This window comes from Halostagnicola sp. A-GB9-2 (assembly GCF_030068615.1).
In the GTDB taxonomy this organism is placed as follows: Archaea; Halobacteriota; Halobacteria; order Halobacteriales; family Natrialbaceae; genus Halostagnicola.
This window is the reverse complement of sequence record NZ_JASJOC010000002.1, coordinates 481,934-503,644: the sequence shown is the minus strand read 5'-3', so window position 1 is coordinate 503,644 and position 21,711 is coordinate 481,934. Positions and strand designations below refer to the sequence as shown.

Here is a 21,711-nt window from a genome sequence, read left to right as displayed (position 1 = left end):
TAACCACTCTACGGAAGCCATGTCAGATGACAACCCACGGGGTAATGAAAGCCCCGACCGACAAGACGCATCGAGCGAGACTGACCACGCGACGCGACTCTTTCGAGAACGCCTCGAGACCATCGATCACCTCACAAACATCCTCCTCGAGGAGACGACCCGACCAACAGCACTCGAGCACCTCGAGTCGGCCGAACAGAGAGCTGTCCGCAGACGCCTGCGCGAGATCAGCGCGGAGACGAACCGCACTCTCTGTCTCGTGGTCGGCCCCGAGGCGACGATTCCAGAGCCCGACAACGACCCGCGAGGTGAGCGAGATGAGTGACGACCGATTCGCCGCCCTCGAAAAGCGCGTCGAACGCCTCGAGGCCGAACTCGAGACCAAAACCGACCGTATCGACGACTTAGAGCGCGACCGCAACCGATTAACGGAGCAGGTCCAGTCCCTCGAGGAGCAACTCGAGGCGTGCGAACGCGAGCGCACGCGCTGTGAGAGCGCCGTCGATGCGGCGTTGAACAAGGCCGGGACCAACAAGGAACGGATCGAGGAACTCCAGGCGAGAGAACTCGAGAAGGGTGCCCACCTCCGCGCCGATCGCGTCGACGCACACGAACTCGACGTCTCCGGCGATCAACTCGAGCGGATTACCAAGGAGGGCGGGGAATCCCACGTCCGTCTTCCCGAAAGCGCCGACCCGCTCGAGAACGGAGGGGTCTCGCTCGCCTACGCCGACCTACTGCCGATCCAGCAACTCGCCAGGATGGACGAGGACATGCGCCGCTCGACGGCGAACGCCTTGCCCTCGAGACTCGCCGCGAAACTCTGGGAGGCCCGAACCGATCCGAGCGTCGGCGACGATCCCTGGAAATCCGGGTGCAAGAGCGTCGCGGAGTACGTCACCGCGAGCGATTTGAAACACTGGATCCGACGACGGGAGCCGGGCACGAGCGAAACCTATGCGAAGAAACTCGTCTCGAGAACTATCGACGCGATACTCGAACTCTCCAAGCACCGCCTCGCGGTCCGCAAGCGAACCGAACGAAAGAACGGCCTCGAGTACACCGAACGGCGGGTAGTGCTTCCCGCAGATGCACAAATCCCGGGAGAGTAACAGCCGGTGACAGGGAGAGCAACAGCCGGTGACAGCTGGTGTCCTCGGATGACCGAGGACAGCGGGGAAGCGGTGGCCTCGAGAGGGGTTGAGTAAGTCTCTCCGACACCGATCTCACCGGATACGCGGGTGTAGAAGGGGCGGGTAGTCGTGGGTCTATCCCTCGAGTGGTCGTCGCTGGTCACACTGACGGACAGGAAGTGAAGGGGATCCTGAAGACAACAGCTGTCACTGGAGCCTAAACTTGTTGTTCAGCTCGAGGTCACACTATCAGTGGTTGGTAAGGCGATTTCTTTATTCAGACCAGCTCATGAAACTCGCGGTAAGTACACCTGCTTACCGATCACCGTTGACTCTATGAATTCCTAGTGGTACAGGGACTGATGCGCTGAATAGAAGGCGCGAATGAATGTTGCATGAGTTGAGGTCGATTTGCTAAGAGTGGTGATCAGTCAATACAGGCGATTTTTAGATTACCGATTGGAAAGAGCCATGTTAATTGAATCGTAAAGAGCGGGCTCTAATCCGCTATCCCGGTACCCTGCGGCGAGATTGATGTCTACGGCCCAGAATTGGTCTTCGTTATCTTTGACGAAATCAACCCCGACGCCCCGGAGATCGAGTCGGTTGACGAGACGACGCAAACGTCGAGTAAGCGTCAGTCTGGGGCGCACCTGAGTTAGGAATCGCTTGGGGCCGTAGAGTTTCGAGGTGACGACCTTGGCTGCCGTCTGGACTCGTGTTCCATCGTTTACCGCGTAGTATTTGTAATCGACAGGCATCGTGTGGATCAACTGTTGATAGAAATCCCCTTCGCTGTTCAGTTCGGGATTGCCGTCCCAGATATAGTAGGGTTTTGCAACGTATTCAAACTCGGGTTTCTCGAAGGATAGCCGAGGAGTGCGAAACCCGACTGCCTCGAGCGCTCGTAGCCCGATTAGTCGTGAGCTCAAGGCCATCGTTGCGAGGAGGTTGTTCCACAAGGGCGTTCCCTTTTGTCGTGCAAACCTGAGAGCGGGGAGATTGAGTGGGAATACCTGCTTATTGACGAGCAAAGCGAGATCGTTGATCTGACTCGGAGAGAGTTCGGATCGCGGCTCGAAGAATCGAACGGTATATCCCGCGTCCCGAAGTCGGCTGGCGACGGCAGTGAAGACCGGCTGATCATCCTTACAGAGAATCCCGATTTGCTCCGCGTTAGCCGTCTTCATCGATAGCAGATGTATGTGTGTCAGGTAGAATAATCCTCCGTGCAGTCTCGCCGCCTGCTACTTCAGTCAAAACAACCAGCAACTGCGTCGTCTGTACTTACCGTTCGTCGGGTGGTCGCAGAGAGGACACGCAAACATTCTTACTGACTGCCAGCCGCAATCTCGAGGAGCTGTGTAGTGAACTGGACGCGCATCTCGAACGCTTTGAAGTTCCAGCAGTGGGCGTTCCGAGAAATCCAACGTCGAGTCGAATACAAGGCCGAAGAATACGACATCGAAGTCGATACAGTTGCGCCCCAATTCACGTCGCAGCGGTGCAGTCACGGTGAGTATGGGTTCACGCACGAGGATAACCGTGATGGCGACGAGTTCGAGTGCTTGAAGTGTGGAAAGGAGTTGCACGCGGATTACAATGCTGCTCGGAACGTCGCGTGGCGTCTTGTCCAAAATTGGCTCAAGTCTGGTTCTGGACGGGCTACCAGTCAACGAGCCCTGAAGTCAGGAACGGTGAACGCGAACGGCGATTTCAACGCCTCCGCAGTATAGCGCCAGAGCGGGAGTTCACTGACAAGTCCCGACCCTTGAGGTCGGGGTTGTTGACCGGATATGGGACGGTAGTGACACGCCCAGTGAGTTAGACTCCGAGTGAGTGTGAAGCTGACGGCTATTTTTGAGAGCTTTTCGAACCGTCTTGAGGGATTCGTCGACAAGCGTTACTCCCTGCGATTTCCTGCCCGGCACCCTTATTATGCACACGATCATATGATCGCATGCATAATGATTGACCGCGACGAAGAACTCGAGTGGATTACGTCTCATCTCACTCGAGACGAGCGACAGCTGCTCGTCGTCTATGGTCGACGGCGGGTTGGGAAGACGACATTAGTGACAGAAGCGCTCGAAACGCTTCAGTCGGAGTCTGTGTACTACCTTTGCGATCAGCGCGGATCAGCACACAACGCCGCGCAGTTTGCAACGCACTGTGCGGAGACGTTCGATGATATCTCGCCGAATGTCGACGGGTTTGTTGATGCGTTCCAGTATCTCAAAAGTCGGGTTGAAGGGCCGTGCATCGTCGCTCTGGATGAATTTTCATACCTCGTTGAGGCCGATGAAACGATTCCGTCTGTGTTTCAAACGATCGTCGACGATGTGCTCGCGGAGACGGAGATATCGCTTGTGCTCCTCGGATCTTCGATTTCAATGATGGAAGAGGGAGTATTGAGCTACGAAAGCCCACTGTACGGTCGACGGACGGGACAATGGGAACTGGCCCCGCTTTCGTTCGCGGATATGCGGGCGTTTTTCCCTGCCAAAGATATTGATACGCAAATCCAGATATACAGTGTTCTTGGCGGAATTCCGGCGTATCTAGAACAGTTCGATCCCGAGCAACCGCTCATGCAAAGTATCGAGACACACGTTCTCTCGAAAGGTGAGTTTCTGTACGGAGAGCCCGAATTCCTCTTGCGACAGGAACTCCGCGAACCAGCAACGTATATGGCCATCCTCGAAGCGATCGCCGGGGGTGCAACCCGCGTAACGGACATCGCGAACGCTATCGGAAAGAATTCGAGCGGGATTTCTCGCTATCTCAAAAACCTCTCGAAGCTAGCACTCGTCAACCGAGAGACGCCGGTGACTGATCCAGACGGGCGTGGCGTCTACCGGATAGCGGATGATTTTCTTCGGTTCTGGTTCAGATTTGTCGCTCCAAACAGAGGGACGCTTGAACAGGGACGAACGGAAACAGTTCGAGACTCCCTCGCAGATTCGCTCCCGATACATACGAGCCAGACGTTTGAGGAGGTCTGTCAACAGGCGGTCCAGACAGCTTCGTTTCCGGTCGGGTGCTCGCGTGTCGGTCGGTGGTGGTACAAGGAAGCCGAAATCGATGTCGTCGGACTCAATCCACAAACGAATACGCTGTTGCTCGGCGAGTGCAAGTGGACCAATACTCCTGTCGGAACCAGTTTGCTAACCGATATCGAAGCGCTCGAATCGGACGTGCAGTGGAACGGCAGTGATCACACTGTTGAGTACGCGCTATTTTCGCGTTCTGGGTTCACCGACGAGTTGGAAACGCTTGCTAACGAACGTCCGGACCTTTATCTGTACTCTCCGGGAGAACTCGCTGCTGTCTTTGCGTCGGATTGAGCTTGTGTCTCTGCCTGTTGTGCGGCCAACAAACCATAGACGCGCTTTTGGATCTCTCGAAGAATCCCCCTCGCGGTGAGACGGAACCGAGGCCCGGACGAAGGAAAACTCCCTCTCAACGCCGTCGGTAGGCGTTCGCTAATTATGGTGATCGAGAGTGGCGGTACGGTATGTCACCGCAGAGCCCGTCACCACGCGGGACACGCCGTTGTCGAAGCGCCGACAACCAAACTCCCGGTCGCTCGATACCGCGACCGCTGACACCACGCGACTCGAGAGAGCCATGCCACTGATCGACGACAATGGGAAGCTCTTCGGCGCGGTGAACATCATCGACGCGCTTGTCGTCTTGTTACTCGTCGCCGTGCTCATCGCGGGAGTCGCGATCATCTCGGGCAGTGGTTCGGACGAGCCCGGGGAATCGCCCGAGTCGGAAACGAGATACGCGACTATCGAACTCGGCGAGCAACCCGAATACGTCCTCGAGGACCTCGACGAAGGCGACGTCCTCGAGACCAGCGGCTGGGACGGGGACGGCACAACCGCGGACGGAACGGTAACGGGGATCTACGACACCGCCACGGTCGAAACCGAATCGAACGCCTCGCTGGCAAGCGGCGCGAACGCCTCGCTCGCGGACGGTGCGAACCTGACGATCCACCTCGAGATCGAGGGGGTCGCCTCCGAGGACGATCACGGGAGAGAGCGGTTCGAGGTCGACGGCGAGCCGATACTCCTCGGGACCAACCTCACGCTGGAGGGCGGCACCTACGTAACCAACGGCACGTTGACCGCCCTCGAGCGGGACGAATCCACTACCAACCTCGAAACGACCACGACCGAGGCCGAACTCGAGGTCCGGAACGTTTCCCCCGCAGTTGCGGCCGAACTCGAGGAGGGGCTCTCCGAAACCGCAAGGGGTGAGACGGTAGCGACGATCCAGTCTGTCGAAACCGAACCCGCAACTGTCGTCCTCGAGAGCGATGACGGGGAGCTTCACGAACGGGAACATCCCCGGAACGAGGACGCGACGATAGCGGTCGAACTACACACCACGGAGACCGGGGCGGGGCTCTCCTATCAGGGCGATCGACTCGAGATTGGTTCCTCAATCGTTCTCGATTTCGACATGGTGACCGTCGAAGGTGAGGTCACCAGCCTCGAGTGAGGCTACCGTTTGACTTTGAGGAACAACTCTGAAAGCACTCGAGGAGAGTGATCTTCCGGTACCGATAGCGAGTGTCGACAATAGTGAGACAACGCACAGCGTCTACACGACCTCTCCTCCCACTTCTACTCGAGCGGATACAGTTGGACTGGGGTGTGTCCATCCCCCTCCAGAATACAGTTGGAACGAAGTGTCCCCCAACCTGGAAGGCTAGCCGTTAGATTTCACTGCACCACGCGAAGCGAGCGCGACACCCTCACTTCGTTCGCATCTCGGATAACGAGGGGGACGTACGAGACTCGGCCTTTCCCACGTCTAGAGATCTGGACCTCAGTGGTACCGAGATCGCTAAATTATTCCGCCCAACCAGAATCGAACCGTTCCTACTACCAACGGAAACATACCGAACCAAACCATCTGTCAAGCATCCAGACAGCTCCGAGACAAAAAGCCACAGGAGTTATCTACACTCACTCGTGAATAAATTCCAATGAACAGTGAGGAAACGTGACTGTCATCGACGAAGACGGGAATCTCTTCGGTGTCGTCAACGTCGTCGACGCCCTCGCCATCGTCCTCGTACTCGCGGTCCTCGTCGCAGGCGTCGCGGTCGTCGGCGTCCTCGGAATCGGCGACTCGAGCGAGCCCGATGAATCCTCGATCGACCCCGACGAAGACCTCGAGACCAGACACGTCACGATCGACCTGGGCGACCAATCCGAGTACGTCGTCGATCGAATCAACGAGGGCGATACCGTCACGCATGAAGACAGCCCACACAACCTCACGATTACGGATGTCTACGTCACGCCGAACCTGTCGAACAACGTCGAACCCACCGTTACGATACGAACCGAAATCAACGGCGAACTGACAGACTCCGACGACGACTCCTCGAACATCCAGTACGCCGGCGAGGAACTCCGCGTCGGAACCGACCTCCAACTAGCCACGGCCGAGTACACCACGCAAGGAGAAGTGACGGACGTCGACTTCGACAACCCGGCCCTCGAGACCGACACAACCCCGGTCCTTCTCGAAACGACGGTAGACGACCGAACTGCGGCCGAACTCGAGTCCGGCGACACGGTCGCGCTCGGGCCGCACGAAACTGCCACCGTAACCGCCGTCGATCTCTATCCAACAGGCGGCGATCAGTACCGGGCGTTCGTCGGAGCCGAACTCGAGACACTCACCGAGGGCACCACGCCGACATACGGCACCCAACCGGTAACCATCGGAACCCAACTCACGCTCCAGACCGACGCCTACGACCTCGAGGGCGAAATCCGCCAGCGAGGAACCGACGAGCAGGCCGGCGAGCCGACGACGACTCGGGCCACGATCGAACTCGACTCAGTCAGCCCGAACGTCGACGAAAGCCTCGAGGTCGGACAGACCGAAACGGTCCGCGGGGAAACCTTCGCGACGGTCGAGTCCGTTCGAAGCGAACCCGCCGAAGTCGTCCTCGAGAGCGACGACGGGAACATCCACCTCCGCGAGCATCCAACGAACCGAGACGTGACCCTCGAGGTCGAACTTCGGACCCTCGAGACCGACACGGGCGTCAGGTTCCACGGCGACCAACTTCGAGAGAACGAATCGATCACCCTCGAGTTCAACCGGATCGATGTGAACGGGACGGTTACCGAATTCGAGTGAGATTTCGCCACCAACGCGGTCCTTTATTCGTCTCCCTGCCGCTCGGGAGTCCCGTCCGATCATGCCATGCGTGCGCTATCGTCGGCCTCAAATCGTCTCGCCATCGGTCTGAGAAACGCCTCTCTCTCGATGCCGGATGGAGGGCCGACTGGTGAAGTGCCTCGAGGTCAAGCCCCGTAGCATTCGCCTTGAAGATCTGTAAATCACGTCGCGTTCTCGAAGACGTGACTGTTACCGCCTCGAGCCCCTCTCGAATCTCAGAATGCTAACTGCGGGGAAAGCATAATCACGCCGCGTCAGGTCGTAGGCGTAATGGCCGAGGATCCGGGCCCCGCCGAGGTTGCCACCGCGGCAGCCACCTTCCGTGAGGAGCGCGTCGACGGCGAAGAGACGCTCGAGACGCTCCTCACCGTCGACGACGAGCACGAGACGTGGGTGTTCGACGACCTGCCCGTCGATTCGGGGACCTTCGGCGAACTGGTCTCTCGAGGCCTCGTGACCAAGATCGACGGCGAGTACCGGGTTTCGAATCGCACGGGGGTTCGAGCTGGACTCGAGGGGGAGGAGGTGGTCGGCGACGGTAGCGAAAACGACAATGGATTCGAACTGCGGGCCCCGATCGCGTTCGATCCGCGGGCCGCGCTGGCCCTGGGCGGCGCGCTCGTGGTTCTGTTCTTCATGCGGATCGTGAACTACCAATCCGTGTTTCAAGGTGGAGAGGTCGTCTCGCCGGAGAACGATCCCTACTACTATCGCCACTGGATGGAGGAGTTGTTGAGCGAGTCTGACGGCGTAACGGATTTCGGCGTGATCGCTGACATGCCAGACCGGGCCGCAGACACGCGACCGTTCACGCACGCCGCGAACTGGTTTTTTGCGGAACTGGGGGGCGGCGGTCAGTGGGCGGCGGACGTAGTCGCCGCCTGGTTACCGGTCGCGATGGCACTCGTCCTCGGGGTCGTCGTGTACTGGCTCGCGATCGTCGTCACCGACGACGTTCGCGTCGGCGTCGCGTCAGTCATCTTGCTTGCACTGACCCCGATTCACGCTGTCTACTCCGGAATCGGCTTCCTCGAGCATCGCCCGCATCAGTATCTCTGGCTCGGGGTGACTCTGGTCACTCTGGCTTGGCTCGCCGTCGATCTCGAGTCTTGTCGAGAGTCTCGGACGGAACAACGGACTTCCTCGCGGATCCCGGGCCTCTCTCCTGCGATCCGCGCTCACCTCCGGTCGCCCTGGACGTGGGTCGCGGCGGTCGTCCTGGGGATCGCGCTGACCGTCTCCGCACACACGTGGGGTGGCTCGGTGTTGCTGTTCATCCCGGCCGCAGCCTACGTCGGCTTCAAAGTCGCCATGGATGCGCGAGCGGATCTCTCGCCCGCGCTCGCGAACGCGCCGGTGGTGCTTGGGCTTCTTATCGCGGGCGTGTGTTCCGCCAGCTTACACGTTCGCTGGGGCTGGCACGACTCGTTCATCGCGATTATTCCGATGCTCGTCTTCGCCGGAGCCCTCGGCGTGATCGGGCTCGGCGAACTCTGGCGGCGTCTCGAGTGGCCTGTCGGAAGATTAGTCGGCCTCGAGGGCGTGTTGGTTGCTGGTAGTGTACTCGCGTTCAGTTATCTGCGCCCGGAGAACTGGGCGACCCTTCGGGCCCGTGCCGACGACGTCGTTTTCAGGGAGGGTGCGACTGAAACGGCGTCGCTGTTCGCGTTGGATCAAGCGGTGGTTCAGGGGCCGTTGGCGCAACTCGGCGTTCAATTTTACGTCGCAGTCGTCGTGTTGGGGTGGGCCTGTTGGATCGCGTATCGACGGTACGAGCCGGCCTGGTTGTTGCTTTCGACGTACGTCGCGTTCTGGCTTGCGATGGCTACGTTCCAGGTTCGATTCGCGGCGCAGTTGGCGGTACCGCTCTCCGTGCTCGGCGGCTTCGGACTCGTGTATCTGATCGCGTGGCTCGATGTCGGTCGCCTCCCGGCGCCGTTTCGCGAGCGTGATGAAACGACCGAACGGAGAAGGCGCGACCTCACCGCCGACGGTGGAACGAAAAAACCGTCTATCGTCCTGCCGCGTGACCTCTCGACGGTAGCTCACCTGGCCCTGATCGGGCTGATTATCTGCGGGATGAGCCTGGTCTTCGCGCCGTCGTTTGCCGCACAGACGGCCTACGACGACGCGCAAGTCGAGGCGACGATCGCGATCGCCGAGCACGCCGAGGACGTCGACCGAGAGTATCCCGAGAGTTACGTGCTGAGTCAGTGGGGCGACAATCGGATGCACAACTACTTCGTCAACGGACACGCTGACGGGTACAGCTACGCCGACAGAAACTTCCAGGAGTTCCGAACCGACGACGATCCGGACGGCTGGTACGACCAGTTCGAGGACGACGATGTCGGTTACGTCGTCTTGACCGATTCTGCTGGGGAGTCTCCGGACGGTTCCGCACAGGCAACACTGCACGAGGAACTCGGCGCAGGCGGCCACGAAAATGACGGGCTCGAACACTACAAACTACTCTACGCTGACGACGACGCGACGGCGTTCGCGATCGTTCCGGGTGCGACGCTCGAAGGACCCGTCGAGGCGACCGACCACGTCACGGTGAGTACCGAAGTGGAGGTCGACGGGGAAACCGTCGAGTACGAGCGGGAAGTCGACGTCGGAGACGACGGGGAACTCGAGGTCGTCGTCCCGTACGCTGGCGACTACGCGGTCGACGGGACGGAAGTGACCGTGGATGAAACTGCCGTTCTCGACGGGGAAGTCGTCGAATTTGAATGAGACGGGCCGACGAACCGTACGGAACGGCGGGGAACCGACCAATCGAGCGCGGCGTTCTCCCAGGGGATCGACGGCGAGCCAAGCCAGAGTGGATACACCGCGACCACGCCCTGTCCCTGGTACGCTTCGTGCCAACGGCAACCCGAACTCGGAGGGGTGGCCTGAGTCTCGTCGGTCGACACATAACACTTCGTGAATTAGGGTTAAGCCCGTCTCTGACAATCTTCTTGAATATGAGTTCCCGCGTGCCGCTCTACAAAGTCGAGAACGTAATCGGAGACGAAGTCCTCGAGCCGATCGGAGAGGTGTTGCAATCGGGTTGGCTGACGCTTGGGCCCTGGACGGAGAAATTCGAGAAGCGCTTTGCGGCCCGTCACGACGCGGCCCACGGGGTCGCCGTCAACTCGTGTACCTCGGCGCTTTACGCCAGCCTGCGCGCGGGAGGCATCGGTCCCGGTGACAACGTGATCGTTCCCGCGATCACCTTCGCCGCAACCGCGAACGTCGTCCGGCACCTGGGTGCGGAAGTGATCGTTTGCGACGTCAAAGACAACGGAAATATCGACCCCGCCGTACTCGGTGACCTGCTCGAGCGATACGACGTTTCCGCGATCGTTCCCGTCCACCTCTACGGACTTCCCTGTGACATGCACGAAATCGTCGCGCTGGCGAGGGAACACGACGCGACGGTGATCGAGGACTGTGCGCACGTTCCGGGTGCCGAATTCGATGGAAAGGCGGCGGGGTCGTTCGGGAAGGCGGGCTGTTTCAGCTTCTACGCGACGAAGAATATGACGACCGGTGAGGGAGGAATGATCGTGACGGACGACGAGGAAGTTGCCAACGAGGCGAAACGAATCAGAAATCACTATCAGACGAAGTCGCCGGCAGAGAAACGAGAAACCTGGGGGTACGACGTCGATGGGATCGGGCTCAATTTCAGGATGAGCGAAATAGAGGCGGCGATCGGTCTCGGTCAGTTGGACCGCCTGGAGTCGATGAACGAAAGCCGTCGAACCGTTGCGAACGCCTATATCGATGCGATAGAGGAGATTCCGGGGATAACGTGGAACGGCGGAACGCCCGAAAAAACGCACGTGTTCCACTTGTTCGTCGTTCAGGTGCTCGAGGACCATCCGTTGGACAGAGATCAGGTGTACGACCGCCTCTCAGACGCCGGAATCACGACCGGCGTCCATTACCCACCGATCCCCGCACTGTCGTCGTACTCGGCGGTCGAAGGCGAGTACGGAAACGCCGAACGGTTCGCGGAGCGAATCCTTTCGGTCCCGATGTATCCGGATATGAGCGAGGATACCCAACAGCGGGTAGTTCAGGCGCTCGAAGCAGTCTGACTCGTTCGCGACGGAACGGATCGGCACCCGGTGTCCGCGACGAGTCGAGTCGGCCGGGACATCGTAGAAACTCGACCGGCAGAACGTGTGGCTACGAAAGGTGGGCGAAAGGTGGGACTAATACGAAAAATTTTCAGGAAAATCGCTCTGATAGCGTCGCCACGGCGAGGAAATATATCAGTTTTCGTGGTCCCCGGGGTACTTTTTTACCGGTTGTTATGGTACGTCGTTTCATGGTAAAAGTACACACTCTGTTGACATATTGGATTTCGGTTATCAAAACGGGTACGTCCCTGGTGAGGAGGGGAGGCGATGTCTATCAGGAAGAAGGGCTCCGAGCGGTGCTCAAGAAGATCCCGCCGACGGTACGATCCTTTGCGGGCACCGTTTTCCGCGATATCAAAGCGATGTTCGTTGATTCGGAGGAGATTCGAGAAATCTGGGTATCGAAGGAAGGCAAGTACTCGCCGGAGTACTACGCATCGAAGGGAATCGACGAGACGAGCGAACTCGTTTTAGACGTCATCGAGTCCGCCGCCGAGCCGGACGACCACATTTTAGAAATCGGGTGCAGCTCGGGACGGCACCTCGCCCACCTCTATCACAACGGTTACGAAAATCTATCGGGGATCGAAATAAACGAGAGATCGGTCGAGGTCATGGGCGAACATTTCCCGCAACTGTCCTCCGACGCTCGGATTCACACTCGTGCGGTCGAAGACATCGTAGAGTCGTTCGAAGACGGTGAATTCGATGTCGTCTACTCCGTAGAAACGCTCGAGATAATTCCGCCGAAGAACGATTGGGTCTTCGGCGAGATAGCACGAATCACCGACGACGCGCTGATAACGGTCGAAGAAGAGCCGGCGAATCCGACCGGACGCCCCATTCAGAACCGTCCGGTTCGAGAAACCGACGGGTTCCCCGTCTTTCGAAGACGGTGGAGCGATATTTTCTCCGAGTACGGGTTCGATTCGAACACCGTGGTCGAACAGGTTTCGGTCCCCGAAGACACTGTTCGTGTGTTCCGCCGATCCGACTCGTAAAGCGAGCAGGGTGGGTAACTCCCAGATTCCGTCGCATCGCTTTCCGATTCGGACCCACAAATCGCGACGGGAGCTCTGTATCGCTTTGTGGTAGGCGGTCACAGATCCGTCGGAATGAAGTGGTTACGAGCGCAATCGATCCCGCTACTCTAGTCGCCGTATTCGCCACCGCGAGCAACGTTCTCCTGTAGACGAATATCCTCGTTCATGGTATACAGGTTTTATTAGCGGCCGTCTGGAGGGGCTCGTATGCAGATTCTCGAGTCTCTCGCCGATTCGACGTGGAGATCGGTCGCCGAACAGTGCGATTATGCGACGTTTTTTCACACCCCGATCTGGGGGAACATCGTCTCGGAGACGTTCGACGAGTACTCGAGTGCGCCGATCGGAGCAGAGTTGGACAACGGGACTCGCGTTATATTACCCCTCGTAAAAAAAAGCCGAGTCGCGACCAAGTACGGCGTCTCTCGAGAGATTTCCCACCTCGATTCGACGTTCGCGGGGTGTTACGGCGATATTATCGCAGACGGCCCGTTGACCCCGGAGTGGACCGACGTGTACGACGCGGCCCTTTCGAAGGGTGACACGCTGACCGTCGTGGACAACCCGTTCGCGAACGACCGGTCGAATATCGGAACAGAACTCGGCGACGTGGTCGAAAAAACGGACGATTTCACCCAGGTTACGGATCTACGGACCGACTTCGAGACGTTGTTCGAGGAGTTTCAGAGCGACGTGAGAGAGAACAGCCACAAAGCACGCGAGATGGGTGCTTCGGTACAACCCGTGACGGAGAAAGCGAGATATCGGGAGTATTTTGCCGTATACCAAGATTCGCTCGAGCGGTGGGGCGAGGATGCGACGAACGAGTACCCGTGGGAGTTATTCGAAACCGTGTGCGACTACGCCCAGCGACACGGCGAGAACGTCAAGCTCTGGGGGACGGTGGTGGACGGTGACCTCGCGTACGGCCAACTCACGTTTTACTGGAACGACCACGTCGTCCCGTGGCACGCCGCCTCGAACAGCGACTATTTTGCGTACAACCCGTCGGATCTACTCGACGTGGAAGTTATCAAAGACGCCATCGAGCGCGGCTACGACTGGTACGATTTCAACCCGAGCGGGGGACACGAGGGGGTCGTATCGTACAAGAGTAAGTTTGCGACCAGGAGGCGTGATGTCACGCGTTGGCAACACACCGCGGCGAAATTACGCTACGCAAAGAAAGTGTTCGAGACGATCCGGTAGGCTTCGTGGCGGTACCGAGAAACGATTCGAGGGCCACAATCGGAGTACTGTATCAAACAGGCATCTCGTCTCAGAGAGATGAAAGAAACATCAAATTACAGACCAGTCGCGCAGATGTCGACAACCCCGTTCGAAACATCACGATGAATCCCTAGAGCGTTTTCGCCACGTAGTACGGCCACGGATCGGTATAGACCGAAAAGCTGTCCTCTTTCTTGATAACGTCGACGGGCTCGTAATCGCAGTTGATGAGTTGGCGTTTCTGATGGAGCGGAGTACTGTAGTAGGCGTCGCCGCTCCCGAACTCGTGGTCGTCCGATTTGTAGTTCGACAGAGCGTTCTTCGTAGAACGGTTTTTCGCCCAGAAATTCGCCAACTCGACCCATGTCCCCGGGGAAAACGGCCGCGCTCGAAGGAGAGTATAGTACAACGAATTTCGGGAACTAAACGCGAACGTCCCGCCCGGTTTCAACACGCGACGAATTTCTGCCAGCGCCGCGTACCGCCCCGTCTCCGGCGTGATGTCGTCGAGGCCGTTGAACGAAAAGAGAACGTAATCGAACGTGGAGGTCTCGAAGGAGAGGTCGGTGGCGTCGCCCACTCGAACCTCGAGGTCGGGAAACAGCGAGCTGGATTTTCGGATCATCGGTTCGCTAACGTCGACGCCGACGACGTCGAATCCGCGGCTCACGAGTGCCTGCGTCGTTCTCCCCGCGCCGCATCCGAGGTCCAACACGCTCGCACCGTCCCCGGTGAAATACCGATCGACGACCGTCTTTTCCTGATCGAACAACCCTTCCTCCGCGAGGGCGGCGTATTTGTCGAGAGCGCCGTCGTGAGAGTAATACTCGTCCACGTTGCCCCTCCACGTCTGCCTCGAATCGGACATACCCCAGCCACCATATCAGCACTAAAAAAGCTATGTCGTGACTGCAACGGTAGTTCCGACATTACACGCTCTCCGACGGCCCAATGGGACGGTAATACGTTGTTTCGGCCGGATGCTCGAGGCGTGAATTGGCGGCCGTCCGGAGTAGCACTTGAATACCCCGGAGATCACAGCCGATACTGATCGAGGTGTTCGATGAAGTGTTTGCGGTCAGCCTCTGACAACTGCTCGAATCCGAGCGTTTCCTCGCACTCGAGGCCCGGACAGGTCATCAACACCGCTTCCTCGAGTTCGTTTGCCGCCACGATCGTTCCACAACTGGGACAGGTGAGAGCGATGATTCGCATGGTCAGAGTGTGATGATCGAGTTCTCCCCGACGGTCAATCGTGGACTGTCGGCGGGCATACCGTTCGCACTTTTCACCGTTGACCCGCGCCCGAGCAGGCTGTTAACGACCTCGTTTTCGGTCGTGATTTTCGAGTCCCCGATGATCACGCTGTTCTCGATGTGGGCGTTCCGAACGGTCGTTCCCGGGCCGATCGAGGTATAGGGGCCGATGGATGCACCATCGCCGATTGTGGTGTCACCGGCGATCGAAATTGGGCCTCGAAGGACGGTGCCGTCTTCGACAGTCGCTGATTCGTGAACCTCGACGCCGTCCGGTATTTCGGATTCGTCGACTCGTTCGTCGGCCCGAGCGGGTCCGTTCGTTTCGAGGAGGTGACGATTCGCTTCGAGGACGTCTTCTGGTTTCCCGACGTCCATCCACCATCCGTCGACGACGTGTGACCGGATCGTGAGTCCGTCCTCGAGCAGAAGCTGGATGGCGTCCGTTATTTCGAGTTCGCCGCGCCAGGACGGTTCCAGGCGTTCTATTGCATCGAAAACCTCCCGCGAGAACGCGTACACGCCGAGTACGGCCAGGGAACTCGGCGGGTCGTCGGGTTTCTCGACCACTCGAGTCACGTTCCGCTGGTCGTCCACGTCCGCGACGCCGAACCGTTGTGGGTTGTCGACGTTCCCGAGTGCGACGCTTGCAACCGCCTCGCTGTTCGCAAACCCCGTTACGAGTTCGGAGAGATCGTCCTCGAAGATGTTGTCGCCGAGGTACAGGACAAAGTCGTCGCTCCCGACGAACGCTCTCGCACAGCCCACGGCGTGGGAGAGGCCGAGCGGATTGCCCTGGACGATGTAGGTGATGTCGACACCGAACTCCGAACCGTCGCCCAGAAACCGCTGTATGCGCTCACGGCCTTTGTTGCCCAGAACGACGCCGATTTCGGTAATTCCCGCCTCCCGAAACGCCTCTATGCCGTACTGAATCACCGGGGAGTTAGCGACCGGGACGAGCTGCTTCGGTCTGGTATTCGTGATCGGACGCAGCCTCGTCCCTCTCCCTCCCGCTAACAGCACGCCTTTCATGGTCTGGCTGTCCACAGCTCCTGTGATAAACCTAGCCTCGTGCTTCAGGAGACGATAGATCCGTTCTCACCGAAAACGCCCTCGGACTGTGAATGAACGGAGACCGCATTACATTCCCGACGTGTCTGTCTCGCGCCCGTTGGTGTTCGGGCGGAGGAAACCGACCCCGACGTGAGGAATCCTGCCCCCGTAGCGGGGGGAGAATGCCGATCGCTCCTCGTCTGTGTCCGTCAATCGCTCCTCACCTGCGTACGTCAATCACTCGTCATCTTCGCACATCAATCACTCGTCATCTGCGTACGAGCGAGCACCCGAAACCGATCAGCGAGTTCCCTGACTCCCTGGTCGATCGAATACGTCGTCTCGAAGCCCTCCTCTCGAATCTTTTGGTCCGAAACGACGTAGGAGAGTTGGTTGAGCTGTTCGGCTTCGGTGTAGCCGATTTCGACGCCCGGAAAGTATCGTTCTATCGCGTCGACGATATCGCGAAGCCTCCCGTTCTGTCCCACGACGTTGTACGCCTCTCCGTCGCCGAGGTTCGTTGAAGCGAACAGCATCGACTCGACGGCGTCTCCGACGTGAAGGTACGGTCGTTTCTGGTTTTCCGCCCCCTCGTACACCGTCAGGGGTTGGCCCGTCGCCGCGAGATACGAGAATTTGTCGACGACGGTGTCGAACCGCATCCCGGTCGACCAGCCGTATACCGTTCCGAGGCGAAGTGCGGTCACCGACAGCTCCCCCTCGTACTGTTCTAGCAGTTCTTGTTCCGCCGCCAATTTCGCCTTTCCGTACGGGGATTCCGGTTCGCAGTCGAAGTCCTCCTCGATTTCCTCGTCGGTCGGCCCGTAGACCGAACACGACGAGACGTTCACGAAATCGTCGACGCCCGCGTCTCGAGCCGTTCGGTAGATGTCCATCGTTGCATCGTAGTTGACCTCCCACGTCTTTTCCGGGATGTCGAACGTTTCCGTGGCGTTCGTGATAGCGGCGAGATGGAAAACAGTGTCGACCCCTTCCATGATCGATTCGACCGTCTCGAGGTCGCGGACATCGCCTTCGACGAACTCGTACTCAGCGTGGGCGGGCAGGTCCCAGAGGGAGTGATATCGCGGTTGGCGAAGGTTATCGAGAATCCGGATCCGATCGCCGGCGAACGCTGGATGATCCGGGAGTTCCCTAATCAGCCGCGATCCGAGATAGCCGACGCCACCCGTGACGAGAACGGTCATTTCGCATCACTCATACCCATACGGCCACTGCAAAGTACAAAAGGGTTCTACCGTTTTTCACTGGTCTGAATCGACGATCCGTCGAACAACGTCGATCGTCCGCGGGTGTTGCTCGTATCGGAAGCTTACAACCCCCCCCTCGGTCCGGTCGGTTCCGGTTTCAGCCCGGAACCGAGCCACACAGCTTTCCTCGAGTACTCGCTTCAAACCGTTGTAAATTCGCGGACGGCTCGCTCATCAGTCGCTGGTCGCTCACCAACTGCCGGTGGTCACTTACCGGTGGCTGTCGCGGACTCGCTAATGACGTCCTGTAAATCGGGATGATCGAGTAACCGCGTCATCTCGTCCGACAATTCGTCCGCGTGATCGACGGTCGCTACGGTTTCTCGGATCTCTTGCCAGCGTTTGTGACGAACGAGGACGCGAACGGGGACCTCGTCCAGTTCCAGTAGTTTCGCTATCGAGAGTCTATTTCTACAATCGTCCAACACGAAGGTGCCGTCCCGAGCGATGTTTACCCGAATTTCATCGTACTCAGGCGGCCCTTCTTTCATCACTCGCGCCGATTCCGGAAGCTCAGCCTGGGTTTTGTACCCGTTGGTGACGATCGAGTCGTAGAGGTCGTCGACCGAGCGCCGGTAGCGCTCTAACTTCGACGCCGATACGCCCGATGTCCGCTGAGACTGGTAGTACTCGGTTTCGGTCCAGTCTTCTCCCTCGAGAAGGTACGAGCGTATCGCTCGATAGAAGCCGTACCTCGAGAAGGGGGCCAGAACGGGTAGGTCGCCGTCCATTCGGTCGACTAATTCCTTGTAAGTCGCGAACGACGTATCGACGATCGTCCCGTCCCAGTCCCCGTCGATGACGTGTGTCCCCCTGTTTATCAGATCGTCCTTGATCGACGGGACGATCAGGTACTCGATTTCATCCGGGTCGATCCACAGCAGCCGATACGGTTCGGGTGAACTGTCGTTCCAGCGGAGGTCGTATCGGACGTGACGCAATTTTGTCGCGGGTATCTCGAGTGCGCTGTTCGCGTATCTGAGGCCAGAATGTACGAGAGAAAGAGCTCCCTTCGAACGGAAAATAGTGAAGGCGCGACGTGGTAATCGAGCTGGCGGCGTCGGCATTACTCTGCCAGAGATCAACGTAATACATAAATCATTTTTCACCATTTCGAAAAAGTAACGTACTGATAGCCGTTCGAACCCGCTTACCCTCAAGTCGAACGGCACGCGAAGCGGCTTTGAAAGTACGCAACGACCACCGTCAACCGGCTCGACTTATTCGTACAGCGTCCGCGGTTGGAAAATCCGAAGAGCGGTGAATCTTCGGCGTTAGGAAGTGCGAAAGCTCACCTTCGTTACTCGACCTCAACTTTGTCACCTATTTTCGGCTCGTCTCGAGGAATGTCTGGGTGGTCGATGTACCGTTCCGGTACGTTCAGACTGTCGAGCGAATCGGTGCGATAAAATTGCTCTCTGATGTGCTGCCACCGCCGATGTCGATACCGTATTCGGACGGGGACTGATTCGACATCTAAGAGTCGCGCGACCGTTCGTCGGTGATTTCCGTGGTTCACCATCCACTCCCCCCTTCTCCCTATACTCACGGTGATAACTGAAGAATCGTCGTACCCGTTAGCCGCGACGTTTTCATATAAGGCGTCTAACTCCTCGAGATAGGTACGGAAGTTGTCGACAGTTTGTGGTCCGTCTAGTCGTCCGAGGGACTGTCCCGATCGTAACTTCCGGACGGCAGTTCGGTAATATTCCGTCTCTTCCCACGCTTTTCCGGCTTCGAACCGTTCTCTCAATTCTTCCCAACTCGAATTCCCTTCCCGCCAGTGCGTTTTTTGAAGGTCCCAATCACCCGACAAGACACCGAACTGTGGTGATCCCTTGGGAACGTGTCTCGATCCGAGACTGTAATCGATTCGTTTCGGATCGATAGACACTGTTTCGGTCGGCGTGGGCGCTAGCGCTTTGTACCGCATCGCGTATTTGGCCCTGAGAATCTCTCTGGTGATTCGGGACATCGTGTATCGACTCGAGGAACGTATCAACGGAATTGGACCCTCCTCTCTGAGAATCTTCCTCGCCCTCGCCACCAATCGGAGCGCCATATCGAGGGTGTGGTACCTCTTCGTTGAAAGCTATTCTCTCTAAACGATCCACTAACGATCCGATACAACCCGCCAACAAGCTAATACCGGCCCACTATACACCTACCGACCATCGCTACAGGACCCATTCAGGTGACGGACGTCGGGGTGCGAGGAATAGCGCTCGATTTCGGCGCTTCTCTCACTCGCGTCGTGATCAGCGACCTTCTTGCGTAGACGTTGCCATTTTTCGTGCCTGACGAACACCCGAACGGGTATTCGAGGGATATCTAAAATTTTCGACAGCATTAGCCGATGTTGACCTGCGCCGCCCTGGATAAGCGTCCCGTCCCTTCCGATGCAAAGTATCACTTCGTCGACCTCTGGCGGTTTGAGACCCGTTGGGTGGCTCACTAACTCCCTTTGAGTGCGGTAGCCTCCGTCGCTCATGCGTTCGTACAGGTCATCGAGGTACTGGAACCGCTCGTGGATGTTCTCCGGACCGTATCGTTGTGAGTCCCAGCGCTCTTCCTCAGCCAATGATGCGTATCTGGCGTAGAATTCGGTCTCCTCCCACGGCGTGCGGTTCTCGAACCGTTCGACCAGGAGGTGGTAAAGTTCGTAGTTCTCGAGTCTGAAAACAGCTCGGTGACCGTATACAGCTTCGACGTCCTCGTAGAACGGCAGATAGTCGTCGACTCGAGCGATATCCCAGTCCCCGCCCAGCACGTACGTCCCGTACGTCCCGATATTCGAATAAAACCTCGGGGATAGTATGTGTTCGACGGTAGCCGGATCGACGTGAATCAAGCGATACGGTTCGGGTGCAGCCGATCCGTAGCGGGCTCTAAACCGTACCCGTTGATACGTGTCGCGGGCGTACATCCGTCCAGCATCCTGCAGATGGTTCGCGACTGAGTGTAGTAGCGGGATCGATCCGTCGTTCTGTAATTTTTCGTACGCTCTGTCGATAGTGCCGAGCATCTCTACGCTAACAGTTCGTCGTATCGGCGTTCGAGCTGGTCGATCAACTTCTGGATATCGTGATCGCGAGCCACGTTATCGCGACCGACACGCCCCATCTCCTCGAGTTCGTCCTCGTTGGCTCGACACCACTGGAGGGCGTCGGCGAGTTCGTCGACGGCACCCGGTGTCACGAGTCGCCCAGCAGCGCCGTCTTCGACGATGTAGGGAATATCAGCGTGAGTCGTGGACACGACGGGCTTGCCGCTGGCCTGTGCTTCCAACAGGACGGTCGGCGCTCCACCCTCGGAGTCGCCGGATTCTGCCCGTTTACTGGGAGCCAACACCAGATCGCAGTGTTGAATCTCCGCGAGATACTCCTCGTACTCGAGAAAGCCGGTGAACGTGACCTGATCGCGAACTCCTCTCCGGCTCGCGATTTCCTCGAGTTCCGCTTGCGTACATTCACCCGAGTTCGTTTCCGCATCATCGGATTCCCCGCCGACGATCCGAAGTTCGGCACCCGACTCTCGAGCGAACGCGTCGGCGAACGCTTCGATACCGTCGGGAATTCCCTTCTTCTCGGTGAATCTCCCGGCGGTGAGAATTCGCCACTCGCCGTTTGGCTCGGGATAGTCGGGAGTGATTCGGTCCGTATCGATCGCGATGCGCTGGAGACCGATTTTTTCCTTCGGACACCCCAACGAGAGCAGTTTCTCGCGCATGGATGGCCCCTCGACGAGAAAGAGATCGCCCGTCTCGAAGAGGCGCTCGTACTGGCGTCTCATCGAGTCGTTCCGATGGACCAGTTCAGAAATGTCGTAGCCGTGGAAGGTTGTAACCAGAGGGCGTTCCGGTGATCGGTGCTGGAGGAGTCCCACCGCATTCGGGCCGAAGTTCGCGTGGATGATATCGGGGTCGGTTTTTTTGGCCACGTGTCGATAGTACGTCTGGGTGAGTCCGCGGAGGTTGAGTTTTGCAAGGCCACCGTACAGCCAAAACCGGGGACTCCACTGGGGCAACTCGAAGAAGAGGTACCGCGGTTCGAACGGAAACAGATCCAGATTCCGGGCATCCTTCCCACAAACGAACGGTTCGTATCGTTCGTAATTCGACAGATACTGATAGATGAATGTCTCCGTCAGGGGGAGGTAAGATCCGACAAAGTGGCCGACTGTTCTGGACATGGTCCGGTCGTTCCATGTGGAGGTAATTAAGTAGTGGGTGGTAACAGCGCTGGATCTGTCTGAATGACGGAAAAAATCTCACTCGGTTGTTCAAGCTGCCAGAACCGAACTCATGTGGGGAGAGAGCGCATATTTCACACCGCACTTCGAGCTGTGGTAGTACGAATCTACCA

The 21,711-nt window shown here is 58.2% G+C and carries 17 protein-coding genes and 1 pseudogene; 10 read left to right on the top strand and 8 right to left on the bottom strand.

The features are described from left to right. Positions 1–19: 19 nt before the first annotated feature. A complete protein-coding gene (locus tag QNM96_RS07895; RefSeq protein WP_283835533.1) occupies positions 20–325 on the top strand; it encodes a hypothetical protein in 306 nt (101 codons plus the stop codon). Next, a complete protein-coding gene (locus tag QNM96_RS07890; protein ID WP_283835532.1) occupies positions 318–1,112 on the top strand; it encodes a hypothetical protein in 795 nt (264 codons plus the stop codon). The genes QNM96_RS07895 and QNM96_RS07890 overlap by 8 nt, the downstream gene beginning before the upstream one ends. 473 nt (positions 1,113–1,585) lie before the next feature. Here the strand turns inward: QNM96_RS07890 and QNM96_RS07885 are convergent, their stop codons facing one another. Next, positions 1,586–2,323 carry a hypothetical protein gene (locus QNM96_RS07885; protein ID WP_283835531.1) on the bottom strand — a complete coding sequence of 246 codons (738 nt, stop codon included), beginning with the start codon at positions 2,321–2,323 and terminating at the stop codon, positions 1,586–1,588. Positions 2,324–2,512: 189 nt separating this feature from the next. Between QNM96_RS07885 and QNM96_RS07880 the strand changes: the two are divergent. The 8 genes and pseudogenes from QNM96_RS07880 to QNM96_RS07845 all read left to right on the top strand — a co-directional run. Then, positions 2,513–2,869, top strand: a pseudogene (locus tag QNM96_RS07880) (transposase); the annotation flags it as partial. Positions 2,870–3,100: 231 nt separating this feature from the next. Next, a complete protein-coding gene (locus tag QNM96_RS07875) occupies positions 3,101–4,480 on the top strand; it encodes an ATP-binding protein (protein WP_283835529.1) in 1,380 nt (459 codons plus the stop codon). 157 nt (positions 4,481–4,637) lie between these two features. After that, positions 4,638–5,648 (top strand): DUF4330 family protein, encoded by a 1,011-nt coding sequence (locus tag QNM96_RS07870; protein ID WP_345782528.1) that lies wholly within the window; start codon positions 4,638–4,640, stop codon positions 5,646–5,648. 507 nt (positions 5,649–6,155) lie between these two features. After that, the gene (locus QNM96_RS07865; RefSeq protein WP_283835528.1) at positions 6,156–7,310 is read left to right on the top strand and encodes a DUF4330 family protein; all 1,155 of its coding nucleotides are present in this window, start codon (positions 6,156–6,158) and stop codon (positions 7,308–7,310) included. A gap of 312 nt (positions 7,311–7,622) precedes the next feature. Then, positions 7,623–10,091, top strand: a complete 2,469-nt coding sequence (locus QNM96_RS07860; RefSeq protein ID WP_283835527.1) for an MFS transporter — start codon at positions 7,623–7,625, stop codon at positions 10,089–10,091. Positions 10,092–10,324: 233 nt separating this feature from the next. Next, entirely contained in the window at positions 10,325–11,446 is a 1,122-nt protein-coding gene (locus QNM96_RS07855) for a DegT/DnrJ/EryC1/StrS family aminotransferase (protein ID WP_283835526.1), read from the top strand. A gap of 233 nt (positions 11,447–11,679) precedes the next feature. Then, complete coding sequence (locus tag QNM96_RS07850; RefSeq protein ID WP_283835525.1) at positions 11,680–12,492, top strand: class I SAM-dependent methyltransferase; 813 nt, start codon at positions 11,680–11,682, stop codon at positions 12,490–12,492. Positions 12,493–12,741: 249 nt separating this feature from the next. Further along, complete coding sequence (locus tag QNM96_RS07845) at positions 12,742–13,743, top strand: GNAT family N-acetyltransferase (RefSeq protein WP_283835524.1); 1,002 nt, start codon at positions 12,742–12,744, stop codon at positions 13,741–13,743. Positions 13,744–13,894: 151 nt separating this feature from the next. Here the strand turns inward: QNM96_RS07845 and QNM96_RS07840 are convergent, their stop codons facing one another. From QNM96_RS07840 to QNM96_RS07810, 7 genes are all read right to left on the bottom strand, one after another. After that, the gene (locus QNM96_RS07840) at positions 13,895–14,599 is read right to left on the bottom strand and encodes a class I SAM-dependent methyltransferase (protein WP_283835523.1); all 705 of its coding nucleotides are present in this window, start codon (positions 14,597–14,599) and stop codon (positions 13,895–13,897) included. Positions 14,600–14,799: 200 nt separating this feature from the next. Next, positions 14,800–14,979, bottom strand: a complete 180-nt coding sequence (locus tag QNM96_RS07835) for a hypothetical protein (protein ID WP_283835522.1) — start codon at positions 14,977–14,979, stop codon at positions 14,800–14,802. 2 nt (positions 14,980–14,981) lie between these two features. Further along, the gene (locus QNM96_RS07830; RefSeq protein WP_283835521.1) at positions 14,982–16,055 is read right to left on the bottom strand and encodes a glucose-1-phosphate thymidylyltransferase; all 1,074 of its coding nucleotides are present in this window, start codon (positions 16,053–16,055) and stop codon (positions 14,982–14,984) included. Between the two features lie 278 nt (positions 16,056–16,333). Continuing rightward, positions 16,334–17,284 (bottom strand): NAD-dependent epimerase/dehydratase family protein, encoded by a 951-nt coding sequence (locus QNM96_RS07825; protein ID WP_283835520.1) that lies wholly within the window; start codon positions 17,282–17,284, stop codon positions 16,334–16,336. Positions 17,285–17,553: 269 nt separating this feature from the next. Further along, positions 17,554–18,288 carry a hypothetical protein gene (locus QNM96_RS07820; RefSeq protein ID WP_283835519.1) on the bottom strand — a complete coding sequence of 245 codons (735 nt, stop codon included), beginning with the start codon at positions 18,286–18,288 and terminating at the stop codon, positions 17,554–17,556. Positions 18,289–19,511: 1,223 nt separating this feature from the next. Further along, on the bottom strand, positions 19,512–20,372 hold the full coding sequence (locus tag QNM96_RS07815; RefSeq protein ID WP_283835517.1) for a hypothetical protein: 861 nt from the start codon (positions 20,370–20,372) through the stop codon (positions 19,512–19,514). 2 nt (positions 20,373–20,374) lie between these two features. Further along, positions 20,375–21,538: a glycosyltransferase gene (locus QNM96_RS07810; protein ID WP_283835516.1), complete on the bottom strand. Its 1,164-nt coding sequence runs from the start codon at positions 21,536–21,538 to the stop codon at positions 20,375–20,377. Positions 21,539–21,711 lie beyond the last annotated feature (173 nt).